At 61.6% G+C, this 993-nt stretch carries 1 protein-coding gene and 1 pseudogene; both read left to right on the top strand.

The annotated features are described in order from the left end of the window. Positions 1-111: pseudogene (locus tag EOA49_RS32145) on the top strand (IS5/IS1182 family transposase); the annotation flags it as partial. A gap of 145 nt (positions 112-256) precedes the next feature. Further along, the gene (locus tag EOA49_RS32140) at positions 257-724 is read left to right on the top strand and encodes a DUF1203 domain-containing protein (protein WP_066989650.1); all 468 of its coding nucleotides are present in this window, start codon (positions 257-259) and stop codon (positions 722-724) included. Positions 725-993: the final 269 nt, after the last annotated feature.

The following is a 993-nucleotide window of genomic DNA, read 5'->3' as shown; positions in this document are numbered from 1 at the left end:
TGCTTCAACAAGCTCAAGCATTTCAGACGCTTCGCCACACGCTTCGATCGTCGCGCCGGCCACTTCCTCGCCTTCATCCATCTCGCCGCAGCTATGTTATGGATGCGCTGAATGTCGATTCAGCCTAGTATCGTGATTTCGGGTTCGTAATTCGATACTGCGCTTCGAGCGACGCACGAAGCGCTTGGCAGGAATCGGGTGGGAGACGCTGTCGGCTCGGCATAGTTTCCGGCCAAGGACACCGGAGAATTTTGCCATGAGCATCCAGTTCAAAGCCCTGCCGACCGAAGCCGTGCGCGCCTTACAGCGGGGAGGGCCCGACGCTTACGGCCACACGCCAGAGCGAAGGATTTCGGACGGCGATGGCGTGCCGTGCCGGCATTGCATGAAGAACGTCGCAACCGGCGATAGCTATCTCATTCTCGCCTACCGGCCGTTCCCGGAGCTTCAGCCTTACGCGGAGACCGGACCGATCTTCCTGCATGCGGACGAATGCCAACGCCCCGCGGAGGCGGATGCACTGCCCGAGATGCTCCAAAGCAGCGACTACATAGTGCGCGGCTATGGCAAGGACGACCGCATCGTCTACGGCAGCGGCGCCGTCGTCCCGACTGGCGATATCGCGGCCCGCGCCGAGACTTTGTTCGAGCGCGACGACATAGCCTACATTCACGTCCGCTCGGCACGGAACAATTGCTACCAGTGCCGCATCGAACGAGCTTGATCGCCGGCAAAAAAATGCCCGCCGGTGGTCTGGCGGGCCGTTGGAAGTCTGTGACAGAAGCCTTCGGCCCGAGCCGCCGGCGGGGCCGGTTTTCACCGGAACCGAGGGCGACCGTAGCCATCAGGTAGCGAAATCTCTCTAGGCAGGTTTCTCGGGTCCCGAATGTGAAGCATTTCACGCAAGAGGCACCGGATTCGCTCGCATGGCTGAGCGGCGGCCCGCATGCCCCCGCAAACTGTCGTACTCCCGTCGCATAACCGCGCTAGAAG

Origin of the sequence: Mesorhizobium sp. M1A.F.Ca.IN.020.04.1.1, from assembly GCF_003997315.1 — a bacterium.
Lineage (GTDB): Bacteria > Pseudomonadota > Alphaproteobacteria > Rhizobiales > Rhizobiaceae > Mesorhizobium.
Note: the sequence above shows the minus strand (reverse complement) of the source record. Positions and strands in the feature narration are given on the sequence as shown.